The organism is Methanosarcina sp. MSH10X1, assembly GCF_004099695.1.
GTDB lineage: Archaea > Halobacteriota > Methanosarcinia > Methanosarcinales > Methanosarcinaceae > Methanosarcina.
On the sequence record NZ_SCHL01000001.1, the window covers coordinates 310905 to 334970 of the forward strand.

The following is a 24066-nucleotide window of genomic DNA, read 5'->3' on the forward strand; positions in this document are numbered from 1 at the left end:
AAGATTCGCCAATTATTATACTCGCTTAAAAGTGATCTACATGGGCTTAATAAAAGTTCAGGTTACATTAAATGTATATTTAATAAGTCTCGAGAGATTGGTACGGGACACTATTGCTACCCTATATGTAAGGAAATGGAGACAGGTAGAGAAAGAAAATGTGGTATCCATAGAGGATTCCATGCTTCCTGAGATTATTCGAATTCAGGCCGAAGGTTTTGAAACTAAAAGTGGTAATGGCATTAGACGATATTCGAAAAGAATGAGAAAAATCTTTTATGTGGTAAAGAGCCAGGATCGGGTTGTAGGCTACTGCATTTACTATATAAAACCTGACCTTTCTCTAAAGGGTTTTAAGAAAAAATCGGTAATTTATTCAATTTCAGTAGATAAGGATTTTAGAAGAAAAGGTTGCGGCGAGAGGCTGCTAAAGGAAAGCATCAAAGAAATGAGGTTAAATGAAGTGTCCTCAATTCTCTTATATGTAAATACAAAAAATCTTCCTGCCATAAGGTTATACGAAAAAATGGGCTTCAGGACAACTGAAGAGATAAAAGATATATGTGGCCTGAAAGAGACGTGTTATGAGATGGAACTAAGAATTTTCTAACTTCAGGTCTTTTCATCGTTCCCGGCTTCCATCATTCCTGCAGTAACCCTGAGCTTTTAATATAAACTTTAGATAGATAAATTTGTTTTGAGAGTAAAAACCGATTTATTGAAATGTCTTTTGCCCTGGAATAGCGTGTTTTATTTACTTTTTTAAATGAAATATAAGGGAAATTTTTTTAAAAGATATATTTAATAAAGATTGGATTCTCTAATATATTTGATTGGCTGGCTTCGTAAATTTTTTGCCTGAGAGATAATAAATTTTTAATGGTCTGAAATTATAAATTCACAAAGGTAATTTCACCAGGCTTCACTTAAAGGTGATTTTTATGGATCTTACAAAAATTCACACTCGATCAGTTATATATTTAATGAGTTTTAAGAAGCTGCTTCGAGATATCGCTGGCAGTCTTCTGGTAAAACAATGGAAACTGATAGAGAAAAAAGATATTATGTCAATTGAGGATTCCCTGCTTCCTGAGGTTCTTAGAATCCAATCAGAAGGATTTAAAAACGGAAGTCCGGAAAAACTTATAAAATATTCGAAAAACTCAAGAAATATTTTTTACGTAATTAAGAGCAGAGATAAAATCGTAGGCTACTGCATTTATTATCTGAAACCTGAACTTTCTCTCAAAGGTTTTAAAAAGCAGTCCGTAATATCTTCAATTGCAACGGATAAAAATTTCAGAGGCAGAGGTTTTGCTGAGAGATTATTAAGGTGCAGTATTGAAGAAATGAAAGTAAACGGCATATCCTCCATTCTTTTATATGTCAATGTAAATAACCTTTCTGCGATACAGTTATACGAAAAAATTGGCTTCAGGGTAATTAAGCAGGTAGAAAACATATGCGGCGAGAAAGAAAAATGTTATGAGATGGGGTTGAGGTTTGCTTGAAGTATTTCCCTGCAAGAACTATTTTCTGCTCTGGCAAACTCCCGTGCTTTCATAAAAACGGGCTGGCGGCGCTGGCGGCGGTTCATGTTATTGCAAGTCTCAATAGTTAAATAGGTCTGTTACTCAACCCAATTTTATGTTTTAAGATATGTTTAAATAAATCTCGGGTTCACATTTCAAGGTGCATGTAATTAATATCCTTATATTTCTTGGCGGGCTGGTACTGCTCGTAAAAGGAGCAGACCTTTTCGTATTGTCTTCGTCCCGGATTGCAAAAAGGTTCGGAGTATCCGAATTCGTGATAGGGCTGACCCTGGTATCTATAGGCACGTCAGTACCTGAGCTTGCATCCTCTCTTACAGCATCTTTCCAGCAGGCGAGCGGAATAGTTATTGGCAATGTTCTCGGGTCAAACATTGCCAATATAGGGCTAATTGCAAGTACGGCTGCCCTCCTGACAAATATCAGGACTGAGGAGGTTATGCTGAAAAGGGATGGCTATATAATGCTATTTTCCTCTTTTCTTCTTTTCTTTTTTATGCTTGATTTTAAAATTTCGAGGTTAGAAGCCTTCATATTTATTTTACTATACTTTGTTTATCTTTTATTCCTGCTTGAGAAGATAAAAAAACATGAAGAAGATATATATTTTAAAGATTTTATGATTTATTTCTTCAGGCTTGAATATATTTTTGATTTGAAATCAAGAATTAACCTCCAGGCCCGGAAATACCGAAATGGGAAACAGGGATTCGGGAAAAGGAGTGAAAGAAAAGCCGGAACCGAGAAGGGAACTATCGCCGGATCAGAAACAGAATCTGTCGGGTATGAATATGAAAATATTGATCTCGATGTAACAGAAGAAAACCTGACAGAAGCCAGCCTTTTAATAGAATTCCTTAAACTGATAGCAAGTGCGGCTGCAATCATAATCGGAGCGAAGTACTTCGTTGAACAGGCGATCTTCTTCGCTCTGCTGCTGGAAGTTCCGGAAACGCTAATAGGGATCAGCCTTGTTGCGGTAGGAACCTCGGTTCCCGAACTTATGGTAACTGTCTCGGCAGCGCGGAGTGACTATGGTGGCATTGCTCTTGGAAATGTTATAGGGTCAAATATTGCGAACATACTTTTGATTCTGGGCTGCTCAGGGCTTGTCCGTCCTATCACGACAACAGACATCGGAATTTATTACATAGCACCTTTTATGCTGCTAATAAGCACTCTATTCCTTGTTTTTATCCGAACGGGCTGGAGAGTAAAACGGTTCGAAGGGCTCATTCTGTTCCTTCTTTATTTCGGCTTCATGATTCTTATCCTCCGCCTGGGATAAGAAAGCCTGCTTAAGGATGCAGGTTTTCCTTTCTCTTCATTTTCAAAACTCCTGAACACCAGTTCCTGTTCTTTGCAGTGAGCAAGCTATCTACATTCACTATATTCTTGCAATCTAAAAACGAGCATGAATGCGATATCATAAAAAGGCCAGTAAGTAAAGATATTATAACAGAGCAAAATTATATATAAGTTAGAGGGTGTTAAGAGGGGCAGGAAAAAAGATGATAACTGAGATAATAAGTGACAATATCGGGTTTTTCATCTACACGCTCACATCTATCTTTGTGGTTGTCAGCCCTATCAGCGGAGTAGTGACCTTTATCTCCCTGACCAGCAAAATGACCCGTGGTGAAAAAAACGAAATTGCAAAAAAATCTGTCACGCTTGCGTGCGCAATTGCCTTATTTTTTGCAGTTACCGGAAGTATAATACTCAACCTTTTCAGCATTAACGTTGATTCGCTGCGGGTTGCAGGCGGACTCCTGCTTTTCAGCATTGCTTTTGATATGATGCATGCAAAGGTTTCAAGAGAAAGCATAACCGATGAAGAGATTTCGGAATCCCAGGAACGCACTGACATCTGGGTTTTTCCCATAGGGCTTCCGCTTCTGACAGGCCCGGGTACTATCAGTACTGTAATTGTCCTGATGGAAAGCACAGGGGCTATCGAGCAGAAAATAATAATTCTTGTATCAATAATACTGACATTCGTAGTTTGCCTGTATGTCTTCCTATTCTCAAGAAGAATCCATAAATTCATAGGGTATAACGGGATGCTGGTTTTTACGAGGCTCATGGGGCTTTTGCTTGCAGCTCTTGCAGTAGACCTGACTTCAACGGGTATAATAAACATCTTTAATTTAATGAATTGAGAAAGCTATTTAAAAAACAGATAAGAAAGTAAAGCAAGATCTGGCAGTTGAAGGAATTAAAGCTTCCGAAGTCAGGAAATTTTAAAATCCTGCTTTAAACCATTTTTCAGAACGCTTAAATCAATTAATTCGGCTTCCTGCCATACTGCCGGTTAACATACTCAAGCAAATCGCTGCCTGCAAGTCTTTCGCTGGAGGGGCCTATCCGGATATAAAATTCCTCCTCCTTTTTGCCCGGTTTTAAAAATACAGCCTCATCGCTCCTTTGACAGCCTATCTTCAGGATTTTCTTGCCGTTGACCGGTACAAGCGCATACTCGATAAGAGAGGCATAAGCAAGGCCTATATGCTGCTTGAGTAGCTGTTTGAAATGTAGGAGAAACTTGTCTTCATTTGGGAAATTATCATTTTCAATTCCCAGCACTTGCCCGGTATTCGAGACACCCACAAGCAAAGTACCCCCATCAGTATTAAGGTAAGCGATAATTGTTTTGAGCACGGCGTGTTCGACACTCCAGTCAGGCTTGCCGCTCATAAGGTTCATACGAAGCGTGGATTTGAATTCCAGCTTTTTACCTTCTCCCCGGCGGATCAATTCCAGAATGTAATCCGAATCGTTTGCAAGCTTGATAGCCTCCCTGATAAGTTCGAGTTTCTCTTCGATATGTGCGAGACCCTTAGGATAAGTCGATAGCCTGTGCTCGAAAAGCGTAAGCTGGGAGATGAGCTCCCCTGTGAGGCCCTTAATTTTAAGGATTTTTATCTGGGCCTGCAAATCAGGCAGGTACAGGTTACTGCGCATAAGAAAATCGATGTCTGTTGGTAAGGGTTGCGAATTTCCAGCAAGAATGGGAGCTTCCGAACCTGGAAAAAAATCAATGCTTCCATCAAGCTCTATACACATATCTTCCACAGAATCCCGGCCTGCAAATCTAGATTCATTGATAGTGCGGGCTGCCGAAGAAACCCTGGATTCTCCTGAGAGCGCAGCCCTTCGGGCGGGAGCTTCAAGCGCAGATACACGCGAAGAGTCCGGAGCCAGTTCGTACAGGTCGGGACGGGGCTCAGGACCCCGGATAAAACCTTTCGTTTCCCAGGCTTTCCGGATTTTCAAGCCAAGAGCATTATTGAAAAAATCTGCGAGATATTTCGAATCTACTCTTTTGGGATTAAGGATGAACTGGATATAAGCCTGGAATTCCATTCCCACTTCGGAAAGGGAAGAAGCTGCCTGTTTATTTTCATGGAGAGGAAGATAAAGAGAATTTTCCTGCTCAATAAAACCTCTTTCAAGATTTGCATCCGGCAGGTTAACTTTTAAGGTAAGTTCCGAGAGGCTGGTGAGTCTCAAGCCATACTGGCTGCATACGGTATTTACTTCTTTTTCAACCATAAATGATCAGACTACAAAGACTATGAATTATGGAAATCTCTAAAGTTTGTCACATCAATTACAGGTCTGAAATAATATACCTTTTTCTTTCCGGAGAATCTGGCAACTCATTTTACAGATAAGATACAGCAGAAAGGCAGAAGTAAGTAAGGCAGAAAAAGAGGGAGAAAATCGTAAATAAGAAAATCGGAAAAACAATAAGCGTGAAGGCTAGCATCTAATACAAGAAATTTAAAGCAAAACCGGCAGGGTCATAAACTGGCTAATTGACCAGAAACTACCAGAGCTGGTTTTGCTGGAGATTTCCGATTTTAAAGGTTATTTCCGGATTCAGGTTTTCAAAAATTAATTATTTGACTGGCTGTACATTGAGAAGGCGCACTTGCAAATGCAGCCGTAGACGTACACCCGCATTTCCTGCAGTAGTAAAATATATTCGAGCCAATGACCTGCTTTTTAAGAGGTGTACCGCATCGGGTACATTCTACAGTAGATTCAAACATTTCAGTCTCACTCCATAATTATAAGTGGTTCAAGTCTCACAGTATCCTTTTTTGTCCAGTACCCACAAACAGGGCAGTACTGGAATTCCTTGAAAAAATTATTCTCAAGATTGGAATGACATTCCGGACAATATTTTAAGAAAGACATTCAGATTTCTCCTGGAAGAAGTGATTAATTGGAACTCCTTCTATCACTATTCAGACAATTTTTTGATTTTTTTGGCGTTGATTTTCCAGTTCACTTCATTACCTTCCAAGTTCTTTTTCAGTTTCCAGAACTTTAAGGGTGATCTTCATAACCGAATCCGGATTAAGTGAAATGGATTCTATTCCCTCCCTTACCAGGAACTCCGCAATTTCGGGAAAGTCGCTTGGAGCCTGTCCGCAAATCCCGCTGTGTCTTCCGTTCCTTCTTGCTCCCTGCACAGCCATTGCCATAATTTTCATAACCCCTGGGTCCCGCTCATCAAATTCTGCGGCAAGAAGTTCGGAATCCCTGTCAACCCCGAGAGTCAGCTGGGTAAGGTCATTTGAGCCTATGGAAAAGCCGTCGAAGAATTCGCTAAATTCATCGATAAGGAGGACATTATTCGGAATTTCACACATAACATAGACCTGAAGCCCGTTCTCTCCCCTTTTGAGCCCGTTTTTCTCCATTTCGGCAATAACTTTCCGAGCTTCTTCAACCGTCCTGCAGAAGGGAATCATAAGTATAAGGTTTGTAAGCCCCATTTCATCCCTGACTTTTTTCATAGCCCTGCACTCAAGAGCATATCCTTCCCTGTAGCGCTCATCAAAATAGCGGGAAGCTCCCCTGAATCCTATCATGGGATTACTTTCCTCCATTTCGAAATAATTGCCCCCAACAAGGCTTGCGTACTCATTGGTCTTGAAGTCGCTCATACGGACTACAACCGGCTTCGGATAAAAAGCCGCAGCAATAGTCCCGACTCCCTGGGCAAGCTGCTCGACAAAATAATCTTCTCTCCTGTAGCCTTGTGTAAGCTGTCCGATTTCACGAAGGACTTTAGGATCTTTAACTTTTTCAGGGTGTACAAGAGCCATAGGGTGGATCTTGATATAGCTTGTAATGATAAACTCCAGCCTCGCAAGCCCTATCCCGTCGTTCGGGATCATGGAAAAGCCAAAAGCCTCTTCCGGGTTTCCTAGATTCATCATTATCTCGGTTTTCGGGCGTTTTATGTCTTTCAGGCTCAGAGTATCTTTATGGAAAGGAAGAATACCGTCATATACTAGCCCTTCTTCACCTTCGGCACAGCTCACTGTAATCTCCCTGCCGGTCTCAAGCACTTCGGTCGCATTACCTGCGCCTACAACTGCTGGAATCCCGAGTTCCCGGCTGACAATCGCTGCGTGGCAGGTTCTTCCTCCTTTGTTCGTGACAATCGCAGCCGCGGTTTTCATTACAGGTTCCCAGTCCGGCGTTGTGGTATCCGCAATCAGGATTTCTCCGGGTTTAAATGAAGGCAGGTCTGAGACATCCGGAATTACATGCGCTTTTCCCGATGCGATCTTATCGCCCACGCTCCTGCCTCGTGCAAGGATTTCAGACCGTTCCTCAAGTATATAGGTTTCAAGGACATCCTTACTCCGCTGGGACTGGACCGTTTCCGGTCTTGCCTGTACTATGAAAAGTTCACCTGTTATACCGTCCTTTGCCCACTCAATATCCATAGGCCGCGATTCCCTGTATTTTCCGGAGTAATGGTCTTCTATGGAAATCGCATACTCGGCAAGCCTGAGCACTTCCTCGTCGCTGATACAGAAGCGCAGCCTCTCAGCCTCAGGAACCTCTACGTTCCGGGTGAGTACTTTCGAATCGCCGCGCCCGTATATCATTTTGATTTCTTTGCTCCCCACTTTTTTCATGACAATCGGCCTGTATCCCTGCCTGAAAGTTGGCTTGAAGACATAGAATTCATCGGGGTTAACCTGCCCCTGGACTATATTTTCCCCGAGCCCGTAAGCACCTGTGATAAAGACCACGTCCCTGAAGCCGGTTTCCGTATCCAGGGTAAAGATAACCCCACTGGAAGCGAGATCCGACCTGACCATTTTCATGACTCCTATGGAAAGAGCTACTTTGAAATGGTCGAATTTATTGGTTACGCGGTAGGAAATAGCCCTGTCTGTAAAAAGTGAAGCAAAACAGCGGATACAGGCATCCCGGAGCCCTGGATACCCCCGGATATTCAGATAAGTCTCCTGCTGACCCGCGAAAGAAGCCGTAGGCAGATCCTCAGCCGTTGCTGAACTCCTCACCGCTACATCCGTATCCTCCCCATATTGCTCGCAGAGGAGGTCATAAGCGGTCCTGATCTCCTCCCAGAGGTCTGCCGGGATTCCCGCCCCAAGGATCAGGTCTCTTGCAGCTTTACCCCTTTTTGCCAGGTCTGCAACATCCGAGGTGTCAAGCCCTTCCATTGTTCTTTTAAGTTTATCCAGAATCCCTCCGGCTTCGAGGGTATGCCAGTAAGCCTCAGCAGTGATCGAAAAACCATTCGGGATCTTCACCCCCTTCGAGGTAAGCTCCCTGTACATCTCCCCAAGGGAAGCATTCTTCCCGCCAACCAGCGGGACGTCATCAATCGTGGTTTCTTCAAACCAGCGGATGTACTTGCTTTTTTTCTCAGACATCTCCCAGAAAACCCCTTTTAAAATTGTTTATTGTAATCTAAAAAGTGCGGCAATACATTTAAACTTTCATATCAAGGTTGGAAATACCGGGAAAAAACAGGACATTCCCGATAGAATTCAATCCCCCAGTTGCAGATTAATACTCCAGATGTATTTAAGCATTAATGACAGAAATGAGTTTCCACTAGATGAAAGTTAGAAAAAGGTTTATTCCTTAAAAATTAGGTAACTTTCTTTAGAAGCGAGGGACAATAAATAATAAATGTATCCAATTGATATTTATAGAGGGACGGCTAAAGTAAGCTTCAGTTCTTTCTGGAACCACCTGCAAGTTTGATTTTGAGCTTGATTCCGGATTTTAGCTTTTTCAATACTCGACCTTATTCTCAGATTCTTCCCACGCCTTAAAAGCCTTCAGTGCCTCTTCCCTTAAAAGCTGCCGGAACTCTATATTCCGCTCCTGAAGAGGGCGTGAAATTTCTTTATAGATTAGAGAGTCCGCAAAGCCGATATTTTGAGCATCGGACGTGGTATTGGCAAAGACAACTTTGTCAATCCTGGCCCAGTAGATGGCTCCAAGGCACATCGGGCAGGGCTCGCAGGTAGAATAGATAGTGCAGCCGCTGAGATCAAAAGTCTCAAGTTTCCGGGCTGCATCTCTTATTACATTGATCTCGGCATGAGCTGTAGGGTCATTAAGTGCAGTAACCAGATTACAGCTCTCTGCAAGGATTTCCCCTTTTCTGACGACTACTGCCCCAAAAGGGCCTCCTCCTTTTTTCACATTGTCAAGGGAAAGTTCGATTGCCCGCCTCATAAATAAAAAATCACTATCTGACATTTTTGCCTCCCTTCTGGTCTGATTTGCATTTATTCAAGGCTCTTTTTTCGAGATTTTTTTATTGGTTCTTTTTATTCTAGGGTCTTCTATTCAAAACTGCAATTCATCTTTTCGAACTAAAGTAATAACTATATAGCCGAGCTTTATCAGGAAAACCCTTAAGTACAGATCTATTAAACAATAGTTAAGCAATTATTAAACAATTGTCAAAGATTAAATAATAGTTGGAGTGATAGTTCTGGCAAAAGAGCGATTTACGGCTGAAGAGGCAAAAGAAGTTGGGGAACAGCTCGGAATAAAATGGGATAAGTTTGATGTAGACCAGTTCCGCAGAGGCATGGATGTTGAACTAGAACATGGAACCCGCGACCCCTGGACAAACGTTACTGACGATGACCCCATAATGACAGGAAAAATCGCCCTGGCTCATCTGAACGAGTTTCCGGATTACTATGACAGGCTGGAAGAAATGGAAGAAGAAGCCGAGGAATTCTGGGAAAAGAAATAAATACTGAGTTTTATTAGTAGTTTTTTATTTTTATTTTTGTTTTTAGTTTTAGTTTTAGTTTTAGTTTTCCATGATTATATTTAGGGCAGATCCTAAAAATTAAAAAGTAGAAATTATATTTGAGTTTATGTCTCTTCATAAGACTGATGATACTTTAAATCATAGAATATATCTTCTTCAACAAAAACTGCATACATGAATCCTTGTTTGTGTTCGTATGGAGAAAACAAAGACAAAGAAATTGGTTCAATCAGTAATTGTACCATTGCTTGTATCTGCATTGATTCATATATTTTCGCTGTCTGTCTTTACCTATGAAATTTTCAGCACACTGCCAGAGCTATTTGGAATTCTTGTTGTGCTGATCAGCATATTTACATACCCTGTGGCTCCTATTTTTTATGGATTGAAAACGGAAAATCGGATAGGGTCTGTTATGATTGGAACAGTGCCGATACTGTGTTTGTTTTATGAACTGCATCTAAATTCATTTATTGCTGGAGATATTCCAGAAACAGAACGAATTGTCGATATTTTTACTTATTTTGGAAGTTTGACAACGGTTGGTGGGCTGGAAGGGTATTATGCATCAAAAGAAAAGATTGATTCTCTTATCATTGCAGTGGTTTTTATGATATCCTGGATTAGCATATTTTTGAGCGGATTAGATTAAAAATACTTTTTTTATAAAAAGAATGAGAATATGAACTTGTATAGTCCGTAAATATAGTTTGCAGATTTTAAAACTACCCTCCAGTAAGCCTTACCTCACTATATCTTCATATATCAGCTTGTGCCATAGCCACAGCATATGGTGAGCTACAAAGCCCTTGTAAAAGATGTGATCAAAAAAGCTGACGTGCTTCTCGAAGTAATTGATGCCAGGTTTCCCGAAGAAACGCGGAACAGCGAGGTCGAGCGTGAAATTATCCGCTTAAATAAGCCATTTATTATAGTAATTAACAAATCGGATCTCGTATCAAGGGAAAAACTTGAAAAGACCAAATCCCGCCTTTCGAAACTTGCACCTGTAATTTTCGTTTCCAGCAAGGACAGGTCAGGAACCACAATGCTGAGGCACCAGATCCTTGCATCTGCAGCTATGAAAGGGCAGGATATTCTTGTAGGCACCCTCGGCTATCCTAATGTAGGTAAATCTTCGGTAATTAACGGCGTCACAGGTCGGCACAGGGCAAGCACATCTCCTGTATCAGGTCACACAAAAGGCGTCCAGCATGTTGATGCAGGCTCACGCATCATGTTCATAGATACACCGGGTGTAATTCCTTTTGATGAAAAAGATGAGTATCTCCAGGGCCTGCTCGGAATAAAGGATACTACCCACCTTAAGGACATGATCGGAGTCGCCCTGAAAATAATCGAAAAAATGCTTGCCGAAAATAAAACAGCCCTTGAAGCCTTCTACAATGTTACAATCGAAGACGAAAGTTCTTACGATGTACTTGAACTCATAGGCAGACAGTGTAATTTCCTGCAAAAGAAAGGCGAAGTGGACGAAGCAAGAACCGCTACCAGAATAATCAATGACTGGCAAAACGGGCTGCTCCTGATTTAACCGTAGTCTACTTTTATAATATATCCCTTTCAATGTCTTCTCTTACGATGTCTATAAAAACATTGCAGGATATATAAAGTAACACATTTTCACTATTACCAGAACTATTTATGAAGTATTACTACCTGTAGCATTACTACCTGTAGCGGAGATGAAATTCTGACAGCTGACCAGGAAATTCTTGCTAGAATCGAGGAAATCGAAAAGAGAATGGAAAGGATGGAAGCTTCACTCGAAAACATTCACAACATCCTGAAAAAAGTCGAGCAAAATACCTATTTCGGATGCTATATGCCAGAAGGGAAACTGGAGTAAAAATAGATAACCGGAAATATGTTTCAAGATTTTCCGGATCTTACTTTTTTGACGCTCCATTTGTTAATGTTTGAGGTTATTCCGGGATAGCAAGGATAGTATCGTCATATCGTTCTATGCTGTGACGGTTCTCAATTGTTATCCCTGTTATGGATAATTTCATAGCTTACCTTTCCTCTGCCAATGCAGTCCCTGACAAGCTTTTCTCTCGGGGAAAGGGCTCCGGTTTTTCCGGTTTTAACCTCGACAAAAATCACCTTATTCATTTCTCCTTCCGAGAGGCCGTCAAAAACAATGAAATCGACAGGGGTGCCGAGGAAACGGGCATCTTTCGGGTTGTACTCGAAATCCGGAAAATAAGGGATGAGGTGTTCCGTAACCTTGCCCCGGATAACAGCTTCGCTCTTCTTTACGGCGTCCTGGCGGATTTTTTTTTCCTCGTCCATTTTCCAGGTCCTGAAGAGAGTCTCGGCTTTTTCGGAAACCTGGTGTTCCATCTCTCTTGCCTGCCAGGCTTCGAACATCTCCCTGGCACGGGACTCGCTTCGGCCTTTCAGGTCGATATATTTCAGGAGAAGGTAAGCAGCAAGCATGCCAAGTAAAAGGGCAAGGGTTGAAATTATCCAGTCGTCCACGGTTATTTCTCCGGAAAAGGTCAGGGTATATGGAAGATTAGGGTATATAAAGGAATTAAATGAGAAATAAATTTCAAATAATAAATTTTAGACTCTATAAAATGGCCGCAATTATTTAAAACTTTTAGCAGGACTTTCTTTAGACCAGGATAAAATTTTGCAAATTATTCCGAATTCCAGAAAATCCTGCTGGCTCAAAGGTCCTTGCCCCCTGAATTAACCTGAATCCGGGAAATGCAGTGCCAGGTAAACACAGTCCCGATACGCATCATATCCCATGTATGCCATCTGTTAAGTATAATATAAGAAATATAAGATAGGGGATAGAGTGGGTATTCAGCAGAGCGGAGACAGGGCTTTCAGCGAGATTCTCGGACTGCGGGACGAGATAGGAGATATCCAGTCAGCAATTGCTGACTTTGAAGTCGGAAAAAAAGTTAACGTAGCCATAATAGCCGGGCTCCTCGGTGGCAAGACTACCCTGATTAATGAGATTGAGAAACTAAACTTAAACAGGGCTACAAGAATTACCTTTTCCGGGATTATCCGGGATAAAGAAGAAATTTCGTTGCCAGAAGATACTATGAGGGTAGTACTTCTTGATAACTGTCATTTCCTCTACACAAGAAAGCCCGGCGGCTTTGATATACTCTATGAATTTCTGGATATGATTAGCTCTCAGGACAGGGTATTTGTCACTACCTGGAACCTTTACTCCTGGAAATACTTAAACGGAGCCTTCGAGATCGGGAAGTACTTTCCAGTGCAGATTCTGATTCCCTCTTTAGAAAAAGAAGGCATCAGGTCCCTTATCCTCAAAAGATACGAGGAAGGAGAGATAATATTTAATAACGGTGGAGAGTCCGAAAAAGAACCTGTTATATATATAATACCATATCCGCTTGAACTGGCCTCGCTGGGGAGAAAAATCATCATACCGGTTCCGAAAATAAATATCCCATATTTAAAAAGGCGCTTCCTGAAAGAAGAAGAAAAAGGGAAGAAAAAAGAAGAAGAAACCGCTGAGTATCGAGTATTCGAGAAGATTCACCTGGAATCAAAAGGCAACCCTGGCGTTGCCGTGAAGGTCTGGGAACTTGGACTTCATTATCCTCATATAAGCCCTGAGAAAATAGGCCAGTTTTCGTATGATATAAAACTCGAATATGACGAGGCTTTTATTCTTCACCTGATTCTCTCATATCAGGGCTTGAAAAAAGATGAAATCGCCGACATGATAGGCTCTACATTAAGAGTGAACGAAACCATTTTCCGGCTTTTAAATCAGGAACTAATTTTCAAACTTGAGGACGATTCTTTTCGCGTCAGACCTGAAGCCCTGCGCAGTGTCATTGCATATCTGGAAAAGCTAAGGCTGGTGTGGTAAATGGTAGATGGGATAAATGGAGAGACAGGCAGGGAGCAGCTTCTGGAAGCTCTCAGATCCATAGAAATGCAAACTCTGATAGACCTGATTCTGATTGTCATTACTGCATACATACTTGGAAGAATCGTTACTGTCGTACTATCGAAACTCTCGGAAAATATGAGCCGGGAAGGCAGGATAAAAGTAAAAATGATAATTCCCGCTATAAGGTTTGTATTCTACGCTATTGCCTTTTACAATATCCTGATGGAAATATTCAGCATTTTCGGGCCTGAACTGTTTCTTCTGACAGGGCTTCTGGGGGCAGCCATAGGTTTCGGGGTAAAAGACCTTTTTGCGGATTTTATCGGGGGAATTGTAATTACTTTTGAAAAACCATACCAGATAGGGGACAAGATCAATATCGGGAACTATTATGGTGAAGTAAGGGATATAGGGCTCAGGGCAACGAAACTGATTACACCTGACGATAATACTGTTACAGCTCCCAACAGCCTGATCTTCAATGAAGCCATTGCCAGCGGAAATTATGGAGTTTCGGAAATGATGGTGGTAATAGACCTGTATATTGCAGGAGAGTCTGACGTCAAAACCGCAATGAGGATTCTGCGGGAAACTGTCGTAAGCTCAAAATATATTTATGTTTCCGAAAAAAGACCTGTTATCCTGTTACATAAAGCCTTTCCTTTTTACACCAGATTAAGGGCTAAGGCTTATGTAAACGACCTCAGGGATGAATTTGAGTTTGAGTCCGATGTACATACAAAAGCCTGGATAGAATTCCAGAAAAAGAACATAAGGGCCCCGCAACTCCATATCCTGAATATTCCCCCGGTAGGGGATGAGTATGAGTCAGACCGCGCTACCCGGAGAAATGTCGGATCAGACCAGAGGACCGGAACAGGCTCCGAATCAGATAGTGATTCCCGGAAAAGTTTCGAGCTTTGATTTCTTAAACCTTTAGCCCGGCAATATCAACCTTTTTTGCTTCCTTTTCTGGCTTGCTTATAACTGAGAAGCTGCCATCGGTCTCAAGGACAACAGCCTCCACTTGTTCAAGGTTGGCGTATCCCTGATTCCTTACCGACTGTTCAATTTCGGTTTCGATAACTCTTGAGCGCTTCATTGAGTCCTCAAGGTATTCTCCATTATAATATACAAGGGAAGGCTCGCTTTTTATCATATTTTTTACAGCCTTAGATCTTACGGTTAACCATGAAACTACGTACTGCATGCCTATAAGGACTGCAAAACCCATTACTCCGTCTGCAAGTGAGATATTTTTGTTCAGAATAAATGACCCGAAAGTAGACCCAAGTGCAATCGTAACTACGAAATCAAAAGCATTAAGTTTGGAAAGTGTACGGTTTCCGGACACCCGTAGTAAAATTACAAGCGAGATGTATCCCAGTATTCCAAGAATTAAAACCCTTCCAAGATCATTCCAGCTATTGAAAAATATCCCCACAGCTACAGTCTCCTTTAAAACAAGTAAGTTTAAGGACGCCAGTTAAACTAATTATATCGCCTTATAATATAATATCTGTTATATTGAAATAAATAGATTTTTTATTCACCTGCGTCTGTTTTATTGTTTCGGGCATGTTCAGGTTTAAAAAGAGATAAAAAAGCCTGATACGTTAGGAGGAAAAAAGAAGGAAAGAAAAGGAAGGAAAAGGAAGAAAAAGGAAAGAAGAAGGGAAGAAGAAGGAAGATAAAGGAAAAAAAGGAAGATAAAGGAAAAAAAAGGAAAGAAAAGGAAGGAAAAGGAAGAAAAAGGAAAGAAGAAGGAAAGAAGAAGGGAAGAAGAAGGGAAGAAATAGAAGTAAATAGTTTTATTATCCTTTATCCTGAGGATTCAGAAGATCAATACCTACTGCAGTTCCTACCATGATATCCTCTTCTTTCTCAAAAGCTTCAAGAATACTTGAAATCAAAAGATGGCTGATTACTCTCCTTTTCCTTGGTTCAACCACATACCTTAGCCGCATCTCGATCCAGTTTTCCTCCATTTTCATAAAAAGTCTTCTCTGTACCTCGTAAGTGGTAAGGAAATACTGCTGCCCCATGAGCATGAGTTCTTTTCGCGCCAGGTCCTCAAACTCCCCTACAATCGGGCCTGCGACTTCAAGGGCGATTTCTTCGGCTTTTTTCCAGTTGCTGCCGTAAATCAGCAGAAACCGGGCTTCATCCCAGATAAAGGAGTAATCCCGCGTGTAATTCTTTATGGTCTTGGTGAGCACAAAACTATTAGGAATACTTAGGATTCTGCCAGTATATTGATCGGCATCTATCCATTCCCGGATCTCCATAAGTGTCGTGCTCAAACTTCCTATATCCAGTACGTCACCAACGGTATCCTCCACCTGAATCCTGTCTCCTGCTCTAAAGGGACGGGTTATAATCAGGAGAATTCCTCCGGCTATGTTTCTCAGAACATCCTGAAGTGCGATTGCAACCCCGGCGCTGAAAATCCCATAGGCAATAAATAGGGTGCTTGTCCTTTCTATCCAGATCGCAACAAGGGAAGCAATAGCAAGCACTGTGACAAGAATAGACACTGTTTTCCTCAGGGTATACCTGTCACGGGCAGCCGTAACTCTTCTCAAAATAAGGTTTCCGGCGACGGAATTCATTATCTGGGCTATAAGAATTACAATTAAAGAGATGAGGAGGGCGTCCAGCAGAGACCGATCCTCGAAGATATAAAACTCAGTCAGATACCGGATATATGCGATAAAAAGTATCAAGATCATCAAAATAAAAGTATTCAATCTCCTGATAATCCTCATACGGATAAATATAATGCTATTTATATATCAATATGGCAGACACGAAAAACGTTTTCCAGTGTTTGATTAAGTCAACATAGACCAAGCCTGGAGGACAGTTGCTGCTAAATATATTAGATAATTCTTGAAACTTCATAAATTTTAAAGTCAACCAGAGCTGCATGAAAAAATTAAGATTTTAAAAATAACAGAAACCTCTGAGGATACCCGATCGTTTCCAGACGCATAATACAGGGTGCAGGTAGAAAGCCAGTATATCCACTAACTACCTTTAAATACGATAAATAGAATTTTTGTTTTTCATTCTTCAAAGCATTACGGTACAGAAGTAACAGAAGCAGATCTCTAGAAAGTGACTGCAAGATAAATAAAAGAGAGATGACATGGCAGGAAACGGGAAGGACAAACAGGAGACAGGTGAGGGAAATAAAGAACTTTTCCTGAGTGCCTTCAAAACCACAATCCCTGTGCTTCTCGGATATATCCCTCTCGGAATGGCTTTCGGGTTTCTGCTTGACGGTGCAGGATATCACTGGATCTATGCTTTCCTGATGAGCCTTTTTGTCTATGCAGGCTCAGGCCAGTTTCTGGCAGTAGCTTTACTTGCTGCCGGGGCGGGGCTGACCGAGTTTGCCATAGCCACGCTGTTACTGAACCTCAGGCATGCCTTTTACGGGCTTTCCCTGCTGGAGAAGTTCTCAGGAGTCGGAAAGGTTAAACCCTACCTTATCTTTGCGTTAACCGACGAAACATATGCGCTCCTGACCACAACCGATGTCCCGAGGGGGAGCTCGAAGTCAGGCTTTTACTTTTATATTGCAGCTCTTGACCATTTCTACTGGATTTCAGGTTCCGTGCTTGGGGCTGTGCTTGGCTCTGTGCTGGAGCTTAACCTTGAGGGCATGGGCTTTGTGCTGACCGCACTTTTTGTGGTGCTGACCATAGAGCAGTATTTCAATTCCGAGGCGCGTTTCCCGTTTATAGCCGCAGTGGGTGCAGGAACCTTTTCCCTCATATTTTTCAATCCTGACAATATGCTGCTTGCCTCAATCATCCTCGGAACCTTAATCCTGCTGGCCAGGGAAAAGTCAATGCAGAAAACACAGCCAACGCAGAGAGCTTGGAGAGCGTTACAAACAGAGCCGGAAACCAGGGCTATTAATGCATCCGTGCAGCCTGCCGAAGACAAAACCAGGAGGAAAGATTGATGCTGGATTCCCTTCACATGCTCATAACAATTGCGGTTATAGCGCTTGCAACCTTTGCAACCAGAGCCCTCCCGTTTTTGTTTTTTGGCTCAAGAGAACCACCTGCAATGCTCTCTATTATTGAGAAAAATTTGCCTCCTATGATTCTCCTGCTGCTTGTAATCTATTGCCTCAAAGACGTGCAGTGGTTCTCAGCTCCGTACGGGATTCCGGAATTGTTTACCATAAGTGTGGTTGCCGGGCTGCACTTCTGGAAACGGAATGCCATGCTCAGCATCTTCACAGGGACCGGACTTTATATGCTACTTGTGCAGCTCAATGTACTTTCTTTCCTCTGACCCTTTTCCTGCCTTTCCCCCTGAGCCGGGTGTACTTCCGGATTCCACACATACCCGGATTCGGATTAAAAGTTTCAGTCGTTTAAAACTAAATTAATAGTAATAATATTTATATACGTTAATTATATTCCATTTTAGAAGTGACTTCTATGAATGAGAAAAAGCTTGACGAATCATCACTCAAGAGCAAAGGATTTCTGCCTCAGAGGCAGGAAAATATGTTTTCGATGCGGGTTAAGGCTACTGGCGGCAGGGTGAATGCAGATCAGCTCCGGGCGATTGCGGATGCTGCCGACAAGTACGGCCACGGCTACGTCCATATAACCTCAAGGCAGGGCATTGAGATTCCTTTTGTCAAACTCGAAGATACTGAGGAAGCGAGTTCCGAGCTTGAGAGGCAGGGAGTCCTCGGAGGCTCGGCTGGAAAGCGGGTAAGGGCGATCGTTGCCTGCCACGGGAACGAAGTCTGTAAATACGGGCTCATAGACTGCCAGAAAATTGCGCAGAGAATCGATGAAAAGTATTTCGGGGAACCTGTTCCCAAAAAACTCAAAATTGCAGTAACAGGCTGTCCGTCAGCCTGCGTAAAACCTCAGGACACCGATTTTGGAGTAATGGGCTCTACAAAGCCTGAGATCCTTGAAGAGAACTGTGTTGGCTGCAAACGCTGTGAAAAGGCGTGTAAAATGGGAGCAATAGAAATCCTGGAAGACAAAGCCATCATAGACAGGGAAAAATGCATCCTCTGCGGAGCCTGTATCGCAGCCTGTAAGAAAGATGCACTGAGAGCGGGAAAGACCGGATGCACGATCTTTGTCGGAGGCAAACTGGGACGCAGGCCAGGGAAAGGAAGAAAGCTACTTGAACTTGCAGATGAAGAACAGCTTTTCTCAATTCTGGAAAAAACCTTTGAGTATTACAGGAGAGAGGGCCTTGACGGAGAAAGGTTAGGAGATCTCTTTGACAGGCTGGGATTTGAAAAATACAGGGAGGAAGTCCTTTCCTGAAACCTCCTTCCCACCTTTAATTTTCTCCGGACTTCCATTTTTCTCAATTTTCCGGATCTCTTAATTTCTCACCTGCTAAGAAAGTCCGACAGTTTAACCTGTTAACACACTTAACTTGCTGACCTGGCGCGAATCGCAAGCCAGACTATTATCGCCCCCAGCCCGATAATGAGTGCAATAAAACTTATGAGCGTTCCCACGAAGGGAATTTCATACAGAACAGCAAATATAACTGCCCCGACAACATAGTACACTATTTCTCTGGCTTCCTTTTTTAAGATTTTATTATATATGATCTCACCTGCAAGCAGTTTGACAGGTATTGTCGCAATAAGAACCGCCAGTGTCAGAAGCAGGATTATGAGAATCGAGAGGCTCCACCCGAATATGGTAAAAAGCAGGATTAACGCAAGTATCGGAAGGAAAATCAAAGCCAGGAAGCCCAGTAGCCCTGTTTTCAACGGTGAATCTTTTACAAGTTCCGCAACCCCTCTTACAAAACCCGGGAAAAGATAGATAAGGACCAGACCCAGGACCAGGGCTGCAAGCAACCCTATAATAAAAGATAAAATGCTGAACCCTCCGGCAGCACCTGCATACTGCTCTTCCGTTGCATTTACCTGAGTAACGTTGAGGTTCCCGCCTACTTTACTATCCAGATCGGAAGGATAGTTCTGAGCTTGCAGTCTCAGATCTCCTCTAAGCTCGAAGTCATCTCCGGTTCTTAAGGTACCTGCTGAGATATCCCCGTTTCCATTAACGGTTCCGTCAAGCGTTATTTCCCCTCCGCCGAGCAGAAGATCCCCTTCGACCACGCTATCCCGGGAAAGAAAAATCTGACCGCCTGCTGCTGCCACATCTCCGCCTACATCCCCGTTAACCCGGATCAGGCCTCCGGCTGCGATAATGTTTCCCGAAACGTTACCGTTAACAATTAGCTCCCCGCCCGCACCTATGAAATCGTCTCCGGTATTCCCGTTTATTTCAAGCCGGGACCCTGCAAGCACCAGGTCTCCCTGAATGTCCCGGTCAATTTGAAGATTCTCTCCACCCCCGAAAGCATTTCCTGAGCTCGTATATTTAAGAACGTCTTCATCGGCAGCTCCTGCTGAACAAGGCAGTACAGCAAAAAAGATAATAAGTAGAATAAGACCTGATACCAGTCTTTTTTTCATAAACCAGTCCTCTTTATTCTTTAAATACTGTTTAATTTGTCACTTAATTGTCCTGTTTCATTGAAGAAGGTTTCTAAATATTATATAAATTTAAATATAAAAGGTGAATCCGGAGGAAAAAGTGAAAGAAGCTCCAGCGAAAGTTAGAGTGTATATAGATTACAAACCAGGTATTAATATACGTGCCTTCCAGTGCCCGGCTGGTATTCGGCACGAAATCCTGTCAGGTTCCCAGATTGATCCCAGTACTTTACCACGAATTACTATGGATTCTGGAAGTGTCGTACCTGAGCCTGCCTGATTTTTCTTCTGCCGGATAGCCCATTGCAATAATAGAAAAAGGAGCTACGTGCTCAGGCAGATTTAACAAATTACTGATTTCCAGGACCATTTTCTCAGCAGGATAGATCCCGATCCAGACAGCGCCAAGCCCGAGATCATGGGCAGCAAGCAGCATATTCTGGCTTGCGGCTGAGCAGTCCTGAATCCAGAAGTCCTTGAATTTAGGAACGTTCTTATCCCCGCAGACAAGTACTGCAGCCGGAGTATCCTTCAGCAATTTTGCGTACGGATGTACCAGGGAGATTTTTTCAAGCAGGCCGTGTTGGTCAATTATAATAAAATGCCAGGGCTGTTCATCTCCTGCGGACGGTGCATTCATACCGGCTTTTATAACATTCTCAATTATATCCCTGTTTACCTGATCCGGCAAATATTTCCTTATACTTCTTCTGGTTAATATTGCGTCCATTGTTTCCATAAAGTTCCCCCGATCGCTGATGGTTCTTACAGCGGTTTAACTTCCCGGTTAATAACTGTTAATTAAATGGATATATAATTTTCAATGCATATAATCTGGTTAGATTCACAATATGAATATGCCGGCATTACAGAACCATGGGTTAAAAAAGGATTGGAAATTAGATAAAAACTTTTTCAGGAAAACTGAAATTAATAAGTTTTGCCTTTGTCTCTTTCATCATTCCAGGTCAAATACTTCACCTTCAGAAAGCGAAATAACTTTGATTACATGCTTCAAAATATTCACATACATTTCTGTTCTTAATATTGCCTGTCAGGCCGCGAATGAAAGATATAAAATGACTTGCTCCTCTGGAACCAGCCTAAAGCCTAATCTTTTGCTCTTCCGAATCAATGTTTGAACGTGAGCTATCAGCTCATAAAAATTTTTCATTTAGTCTTTCGATTTCTTTAAGTATGAACTCAATTTCGCAAGTAAAATCAAAATTAGAGTGAAAAAGTCGTAGAAGTGGAAAAAACCGATTGAATAGACTGGCAATACCAGACGCCATAAACAATAAACTGAGCTCACAATTAAAAACATTATCAAATAGATACAAATGAACGAATGCGTGAAAGAGGTGTTTTCATCTGGAAATTCTGGTGAAAACCAGAGAAATGCAAGAAGTATTACCGTTATTGCAAGTGATACAAATTGACGTGCTGGATCATCTGGAAAAAAAGGCGATAAAAGACTCCATAAACAATAAAATGAGCTTAAAAGTAAAAACACCATCAAGAAACCTAAACTGAATGAAGTAAAAGAAGAAATTTTTTTATCCGTATTCTTTGACCATAACCGGTAAGATACAATAAAAAGGAGTGTTAACAGGACTGTAAATAATGGAAATTGATCTGCCGGATCAACCGGAAAAAAAGGTAATAATTCAGATGGGTCCGAGATTCTAGCATCTCCGTAATTTATCGATACGTTATCCTCAAAATAATACAAATACTTTTCTACTTCCCGTAGGAGGTTTGTGAGTTCGGATAGGGTGATATTCAGGTCAGATATTCTTCCTTTAAAAGCTCGGTAATTTCTCCTATTTGTCGAATTCAGCACCCGGATAACCGATGATGTTCCAGGCTAATAGTGCTGAGCTCTTTCAGGTATCTCTCCTGAATCCGCCTGTCAATAATACACAATTCAAAAGAATTCAATTCAAAAGAATCCAATTCAGAAAGCATCCGCAGATTTAAGAAAAAAGTAAACAAAAAGTGAAAAATAGTAAAGGAAAAATTGACTGAAGTTTACATAAACCGTTCAAATCTTTCCTTTCGAGCTTTACAGATCGGACAGACCCCTGGAGGTTCGTCCATGGCAGATAGATATCCGCAAACCTTACATCTCCATACCGGCTTTGAAAGTTCACCTGAAAATTCCATGGTTTCCATCATCTCGGCTCTTTTCTTCTCTTCTTCTCTTTCAGCATCTCTCTGCTCTTTAGGAGGGCGCCTTTCCGGAATAGGTTCCACGCTTCTTTCTCCCCGGATTACCTCGTCCGAAACATAAAGCGCACAGTAGCAGGCTCCGTAGTCATTCAGGTCGGGATCTCGATAGTAACAGGGACAGACAATGTCCAGGTCTTCTTCCAGATTATTGGCAGAAAGCCTGCATGGACAGGACCAGTAACCGTACCGCCGCTCGTTGGCGAGCAGCCCCCGCACAAGATCTTTTGTAAACTCGACATCAGGATTGAGGTGATACCCCGATGCTTCGACCTGGTTATTCAAACGTCTGTAAACTTTATCCACCAATTCGTCTGTTATGCCTTCTTCGGTGGCCTCCTCTTCTTTCAGCCCAATTCCCCCTTACACTAAAAGCAAATCTTTCGGAAAAATTCTTTGTTTTTGATAAAACCTTTTCTCAAAAAGTTTTTCTTCAGCCCGGCTCTCATTTAAAATCCGAGGGCTTCGCGGATTTCCTTTTCTTTAAAGCCCACGATTGCTTTCTCCCCGTTTATAACGGTTGTCGGGAAAGAAGCTGAAGGATTGAAGCGTCTTACTTCCTCGACAACCTGATCTTCCTGTTTTTCATCAAGCTTGTCCACGTATATAAAATCGAAGTCCACACCAAGATCGGTAAGCAGTTTCTTTGTTCTTTTGCACCATACACAGGTACTCAGGCCGTACATTACAACCTTACCCCTGTCAGTTCCAGAAATATGATCCCCTTGATCCTTATTCAGAGTAGATACATCCATTAGTTTAACCCCCGGCCACAATAAAGTTATGGCAGTACGTATATGAGTACTTTGCCTCGAAAGCGCTCTTATCCCGAGCCTGCAGACGGTAGAAGCTCTGGCAGGCTGCAAGTTATGTAAATTGCTTATGAGAAAATATAGACTAAAGTATATAAAATTTGGACATACTTATAAGGAGTAAAAACGGAAAATGCAAGGAATATTCCCCGCGTACCAGATTTAACACCTTCTAAATACGAATTTTCCGCTGTGCAGGCTCAGTCTTAAAGCATCTTTCCATTGTATGGATTCAGGCTTAGAGTCTGCATGTACCGGCTGATTCTTATTTTATCAAGCCTTTCTGCACATACCAGTCGTAATCATGGGCAAAACGTTCTTTGTCGGATTGTGCAAGCTGGCAGAAATATGCTGTGGTCTGGCGGTGCGCCTCATCCTGATCAGGATATTTTATTTCCCCGCGGACCGATTTTACCAGCTTCTTACCAAGTTCTTCGGCAGATCCTGCAGCTTGCTGGGGTGCAGCCGGGTTTCCCGCCATTAAAACGCCAAGACCTCCGACAACAGTAACGCCAAGAGTCATGAGCACGCTATTCATATATTCCACGACTGCATCCGCCTTGCTTCCTCCTGCCGTGGATACAGAGCACCCGAACTTCCCGGTAAGCATCTGGCAGTGAATAGCATCCGAAAGCCGGTCAAAGAAAGCTTTCATAGGAGCCGGGACCGAGTTAATGTAATTTGGGGCGCCAAGCACGATCCCATCGGAGTTCTGAATCCTCTCAAAGAGCTCCTCGAAATCATCAAGCTGGGGGCACTCTCCGGTTGCATAACAGGCTCCACAGCCTGTGCAGTATTCTATACGCAGGCTGTAGAGATCTATCAGTTCGGCTTCCACGCCCTCGGATTCAGCACCTTTGAGCACTGCTTTTACCAGCTGGAGGGTATTGCTTTCATTTCCTCTGGGACTCGCATTAATTCCAAGAATTTTCATGATTATCACCTTGATTAAA

25 protein-coding genes are annotated in these 24066 nt (G+C 42.2%); 12 read left to right on the top strand and 13 right to left on the bottom strand.

Going from position 1 to position 24066, the window contains the following annotated elements; genetic code table 11:
- The first annotated feature begins 40 nt into the window (after positions 1–40).
- The 4 genes from EQO05_RS01240 (at position 41) to EQO05_RS01255 (ending at position 3715) form a co-directional block, all read left to right on the top strand.
- Positions 41–610: an N-acetyltransferase gene (locus EQO05_RS01240; RefSeq protein WP_128502972.1), complete on the top strand. Its 570-nt coding sequence runs from the start codon at positions 41–43 to the stop codon at positions 608–610.
- A 373-nt stretch (positions 611–983) separates the two neighbouring features.
- A complete protein-coding gene (locus EQO05_RS01245; protein WP_240664260.1) occupies positions 984–1511 on the top strand; it encodes an N-acetyltransferase in 528 nt (175 codons plus the stop codon).
- 181 nt (positions 1512–1692) lie between these two features.
- The gene (locus tag EQO05_RS01250) at positions 1693–2841 is read left to right on the top strand and encodes a calcium/sodium antiporter (protein WP_128502974.1); all 1149 of its coding nucleotides are present in this window, start codon (positions 1693–1695) and stop codon (positions 2839–2841) included.
- 223 nt (positions 2842–3064) lie between these two features.
- Positions 3065–3715, top strand: a complete 651-nt coding sequence (locus tag EQO05_RS01255; protein ID WP_240664261.1) for a MarC family protein — start codon at positions 3065–3067, stop codon at positions 3713–3715.
- 124 nt (positions 3716–3839) lie between these two features.
- Here the strand turns inward: EQO05_RS01255 and EQO05_RS01260 are convergent, their stop codons facing one another.
- The 5 genes from EQO05_RS01260 to EQO05_RS01270 form a co-directional block, all read right to left on the bottom strand.
- Positions 3840–5108, bottom strand: a complete 1269-nt coding sequence (locus tag EQO05_RS01260; RefSeq protein ID WP_128502976.1) for a helix-turn-helix domain-containing protein — start codon at positions 5106–5108, stop codon at positions 3840–3842.
- 338 nt (positions 5109–5446) lie between these two features.
- On the bottom strand, positions 5447–5611 hold the full coding sequence (locus EQO05_RS15340) for a hypothetical protein (protein WP_164888433.1): 165 nt from the start codon (positions 5609–5611) through the stop codon (positions 5447–5449).
- 7 nt (positions 5612–5618) lie between these two features.
- Positions 5619–5759 carry a hypothetical protein gene (locus tag EQO05_RS15345; RefSeq protein WP_164888434.1) on the bottom strand — a complete coding sequence of 47 codons (141 nt, stop codon included), beginning with the start codon at positions 5757–5759 and terminating at the stop codon, positions 5619–5621.
- Between the two features lie 98 nt (positions 5760–5857).
- On the bottom strand, positions 5858–8269 hold the full coding sequence (ppsA, locus tag EQO05_RS01265; RefSeq protein ID WP_128502978.1) for a phosphoenolpyruvate synthase: 2412 nt from the start codon (positions 8267–8269) through the stop codon (positions 5858–5860).
- A gap of 367 nt (positions 8270–8636) precedes the next feature.
- Complete coding sequence (locus EQO05_RS01270) at positions 8637–9110, bottom strand: nucleoside deaminase (RefSeq protein WP_128502979.1); 474 nt, start codon at positions 9108–9110, stop codon at positions 8637–8639.
- Positions 9111–9339: 229 nt separating this feature from the next.
- Between EQO05_RS01270 and EQO05_RS01275 the strand changes: the two genes are divergently transcribed.
- The 3 genes from EQO05_RS01275 (at position 9340) to EQO05_RS01285 (ending at position 11194) form a co-directional block, all read left to right on the top strand.
- Positions 9340–9618 (top strand): DUF5661 family protein, encoded by a 279-nt coding sequence (locus EQO05_RS01275; protein WP_240664262.1) that lies wholly within the window; start codon positions 9340–9342, stop codon positions 9616–9618.
- Between the two features lie 217 nt (positions 9619–9835).
- On the top strand, positions 9836–10291 hold the full coding sequence (locus EQO05_RS01280) for a hypothetical protein (protein ID WP_128502981.1): 456 nt from the start codon (positions 9836–9838) through the stop codon (positions 10289–10291).
- A gap of 138 nt (positions 10292–10429) precedes the next feature.
- Positions 10430–11194: a GTPase gene (locus tag EQO05_RS01285; RefSeq protein WP_128502983.1), complete on the top strand. Its 765-nt coding sequence runs from the start codon at positions 10430–10432 to the stop codon at positions 11192–11194.
- A 446-nt stretch (positions 11195–11640) separates the two neighbouring features.
- Here the strand turns inward: EQO05_RS01285 and EQO05_RS01290 are convergent, their stop codons facing one another.
- Entirely contained in the window at positions 11641–12144 is a 504-nt protein-coding gene (locus tag EQO05_RS01290) for a Holliday junction resolvase-like protein (protein WP_240664263.1), read from the bottom strand.
- A 328-nt stretch (positions 12145–12472) separates the two neighbouring features.
- Here EQO05_RS01290 and EQO05_RS01295 point away from each other — a divergent pair, with 328 nt between their 5' ends.
- Positions 12473–13531 carry a hypothetical protein gene (locus EQO05_RS01295; protein WP_128502985.1) on the top strand — a complete coding sequence of 353 codons (1059 nt, stop codon included), beginning with the start codon at positions 12473–12475 and terminating at the stop codon, positions 13529–13531.
- Positions 13532–14479 (top strand): mechanosensitive ion channel family protein, encoded by a 948-nt coding sequence (locus tag EQO05_RS01300; RefSeq protein ID WP_128502987.1) that lies wholly within the window; start codon positions 13532–13534, stop codon positions 14477–14479. It abuts the gene before it with no gap.
- A 4-nt stretch (positions 14480–14483) separates the two neighbouring features.
- Here EQO05_RS01300 and EQO05_RS01305 read toward each other — a convergent pair whose 3' ends face one another.
- Together EQO05_RS01305 and EQO05_RS01315 are read right to left on the bottom strand one after the other, a co-directional pair.
- Positions 14484–14999, bottom strand: coding sequence for a DUF421 domain-containing protein (locus tag EQO05_RS01305; protein WP_128502989.1), 516 nt, complete (start codon positions 14997–14999; stop codon positions 14484–14486).
- Between the two features lie 370 nt (positions 15000–15369).
- Positions 15370–16287 carry a mechanosensitive ion channel family protein gene (locus EQO05_RS01315; protein WP_240664271.1) on the bottom strand — a complete coding sequence of 306 codons (918 nt, stop codon included), beginning with the start codon at positions 16285–16287 and terminating at the stop codon, positions 15370–15372.
- A 419-nt stretch (positions 16288–16706) separates the two neighbouring features.
- On the opposite strand from EQO05_RS01315, the gene EQO05_RS01320 reads away from it, so the two are divergent.
- The 3 genes from EQO05_RS01320 to EQO05_RS01330 all read left to right on the top strand — a co-directional run bounded on the left by EQO05_RS01320 (position 16707) and on the right by EQO05_RS01330 (position 18876).
- Positions 16707–17531 (top strand): AzlC family ABC transporter permease, encoded by an 825-nt coding sequence (locus tag EQO05_RS01320; protein ID WP_128502992.1) that lies wholly within the window; start codon positions 16707–16709, stop codon positions 17529–17531.
- Positions 17531–17869, top strand: coding sequence for a branched-chain amino acid transporter permease (locus EQO05_RS01325; RefSeq protein WP_128502994.1), 339 nt, complete (start codon positions 17531–17533; stop codon positions 17867–17869). Before EQO05_RS01320 ends, EQO05_RS01325 begins: the two co-directional genes overlap by 1 nt.
- A gap of 149 nt (positions 17870–18018) precedes the next feature.
- Complete coding sequence (locus EQO05_RS01330; RefSeq protein ID WP_128502996.1) at positions 18019–18876, top strand: 4Fe-4S binding protein; 858 nt, start codon at positions 18019–18021, stop codon at positions 18874–18876.
- Positions 18877–18986: 110 nt separating this feature from the next.
- Here EQO05_RS01330 and EQO05_RS01335 read toward each other — a convergent pair whose 3' ends face one another.
- The 5 genes from EQO05_RS01335 to EQO05_RS01355 all read right to left on the bottom strand — a co-directional run bounded on the left by EQO05_RS01335 (position 18987) and on the right by EQO05_RS01355 (position 24047).
- Positions 18987–20051 (bottom strand): hypothetical protein, encoded by a 1065-nt coding sequence (locus EQO05_RS01335; protein WP_128502998.1) that lies wholly within the window; start codon positions 20049–20051, stop codon positions 18987–18989.
- Positions 20052–20301: 250 nt separating this feature from the next.
- Complete coding sequence (locus EQO05_RS01340; protein WP_128503000.1) at positions 20302–20811, bottom strand: nitroreductase family protein; 510 nt, start codon at positions 20809–20811, stop codon at positions 20302–20304.
- A 1292-nt stretch (positions 20812–22103) separates the two neighbouring features.
- A complete protein-coding gene (locus tag EQO05_RS01345; RefSeq protein WP_240664264.1) occupies positions 22104–22607 on the bottom strand; it encodes a ferredoxin-thioredoxin reductase catalytic domain-containing protein in 504 nt (167 codons plus the stop codon).
- Positions 22608–22750: 143 nt separating this feature from the next.
- On the bottom strand, positions 22751–23056 hold the full coding sequence (locus EQO05_RS01350) for a glutaredoxin family protein (protein ID WP_128503004.1): 306 nt from the start codon (positions 23054–23056) through the stop codon (positions 22751–22753).
- 322 nt (positions 23057–23378) lie between these two features.
- The gene (locus tag EQO05_RS01355; protein WP_128503006.1) at positions 23379–24047 is read right to left on the bottom strand and encodes a flavodoxin family protein; all 669 of its coding nucleotides are present in this window, start codon (positions 24045–24047) and stop codon (positions 23379–23381) included.
- Positions 24048–24066 lie beyond the last annotated feature (19 nt).

What these genes read in the sequence shown, in the direction of transcription:
- EQO05_RS01320 (WP_128502992.1), top strand. Translation starts at nt 16,707, where the DNA reads ATGGCAGGAAACGGGAAGGACAAACAGGAGACAGGTGAGGGAAATAAA.
- EQO05_RS01240 (WP_128502972.1), top strand. Translation starts at nt 41, where the DNA reads ATGGGCTTAATAAAAGTTCAGGTTACATTAAATGTATATTTAATAAGT.
- EQO05_RS01315 (WP_240664271.1), bottom strand. Translation starts at nt 16,287, where the DNA reads ATGATCTTGATACTTTTTATCGCATATATCCGGTATCTGACTGAGTTT.
- EQO05_RS01285 (WP_128502983.1), top strand. Translation starts at nt 10,430, where the DNA reads ATGGTGAGCTACAAAGCCCTTGTAAAAGATGTGATCAAAAAAGCTGAC.
- EQO05_RS01270 (WP_128502979.1), bottom strand. Translation starts at nt 9,110, where the DNA reads ATGTCAGATAGTGATTTTTTATTTATGAGGCGGGCAATCGAACTTTCC.
- EQO05_RS01245 (WP_240664260.1), top strand. Translation starts at nt 984, where the DNA reads ATGAGTTTTAAGAAGCTGCTTCGAGATATCGCTGGCAGTCTTCTGGTA.
- EQO05_RS01350 (WP_128503004.1), bottom strand. Translation starts at nt 23,056, where the DNA reads ATGGATGTATCTACTCTGAATAAGGATCAAGGGGATCATATTTCTGGA.
- EQO05_RS01300 (WP_128502987.1), top strand. Translation starts at nt 13,532, where the DNA reads ATGGTAGATGGGATAAATGGAGAGACAGGCAGGGAGCAGCTTCTGGAA.
- EQO05_RS01260 (WP_128502976.1), bottom strand. Translation starts at nt 5,108, where the DNA reads ATGGTTGAAAAAGAAGTAAATACCGTATGCAGCCAGTATGGCTTGAGA.
- EQO05_RS01325 (WP_128502994.1), top strand. Translation starts at nt 17,531, where the DNA reads ATGCTGGATTCCCTTCACATGCTCATAACAATTGCGGTTATAGCGCTT.
- EQO05_RS15345 (WP_164888434.1), bottom strand. Translation starts at nt 5,759, where the DNA reads ATGTCTTTCTTAAAATATTGTCCGGAATGTCATTCCAATCTTGAGAAT.
- EQO05_RS01355 (WP_128503006.1), bottom strand. Translation starts at nt 24,047, where the DNA reads ATGAAAATTCTTGGAATTAATGCGAGTCCCAGAGGAAATGAAAGCAAT.
- EQO05_RS01330 (WP_128502996.1), top strand. Translation starts at nt 18,019, where the DNA reads ATGAATGAGAAAAAGCTTGACGAATCATCACTCAAGAGCAAAGGATTT.
- EQO05_RS01255 (WP_240664261.1), top strand. Translation starts at nt 3,065, where the DNA reads ATGATAACTGAGATAATAAGTGACAATATCGGGTTTTTCATCTACACG.
- EQO05_RS01280 (WP_128502981.1), top strand. Translation starts at nt 9,836, where the DNA reads ATGGAGAAAACAAAGACAAAGAAATTGGTTCAATCAGTAATTGTACCA.
- ppsA (WP_128502978.1), bottom strand. Translation starts at nt 8,269, where the DNA reads ATGTCTGAGAAAAAAAGCAAGTACATCCGCTGGTTTGAAGAAACCACG.
- EQO05_RS01340 (WP_128503000.1), bottom strand. Translation starts at nt 20,811, where the DNA reads ATGGAAACAATGGACGCAATATTAACCAGAAGAAGTATAAGGAAATAT.
- EQO05_RS15340 (WP_164888433.1), bottom strand. Translation starts at nt 5,611, where the DNA reads ATGTTTGAATCTACTGTAGAATGTACCCGATGCGGTACACCTCTTAAA.
- EQO05_RS01335 (WP_128502998.1), bottom strand. Translation starts at nt 20,051, where the DNA reads ATGAAAAAAAGACTGGTATCAGGTCTTATTCTACTTATTATCTTTTTT.